A 567-nucleotide genomic window follows, 5' to 3' on the forward strand; every position below is an offset into this window, starting at 1 on the left:
CTGAAGCCAGGATGGCCCCTCTCCTGCAAACATCGCCTGTAGTGCTCCCGGCACCTGCTCTGCCTGCATCATCTGCGTCTGCTCCGGCAGACCATTCGCATTCAGGTCGTCATAAACACCGGTATATACCAGATGTCCCCCCTGTGCATGACGCAACACGCCTGCCGCCTGCAGACGGAAAACAAAACGTCCCGATACTGCATTACCATCCCCGGATACCGGCAGAACCACCTCGGCCGTCCCCGGCGTCGTCCATGACAGGCTGAAATTTTCCATACCCTTGCCATAGATAACCCGTGGCGACAGCCCTTCACGTCCGGCCGTCGTTGTGAATGCCGTTTTTCCCAGCAATACAGGCAATGCCGGCACCGGTACCCGGACCATCACCTCTCCCTCACCAACTGGTACAGCCGGGCTGGCTGAGTCCAGATAACGGGAGCCTGCCCCCACTTTCCATACCCACGGATTACGGGTGCTGGTCACCGGGCCCTCCAGCTTAAGCTCTCCGCTGAAATCCTCTCCCGGCGTGTTCCAGGCCAGTACGCAGGAAGGCAGGAGGCTGGCAGC

At 60.1% G+C, this 567-nt stretch carries 1 protein-coding gene; it reads right to left on the minus strand.

Annotation, left to right across the window (positions count from 1 at the left end; all coding sequences use genetic code 11):
- A partial coding sequence (locus BEA93_RS24600; RefSeq protein ID WP_105267700.1) for a fimbrial protein occupies positions 1 to 567 on the minus strand: 567 nt, incomplete at both ends.

Origin of the sequence: Escherichia sp. MOD1-EC5950 (assembly GCF_002965345.1) — a bacterium.
Classification (GTDB): Bacteria; Pseudomonadota; Gammaproteobacteria; order Enterobacterales; family Enterobacteriaceae; genus Escherichia; species Escherichia marmotae.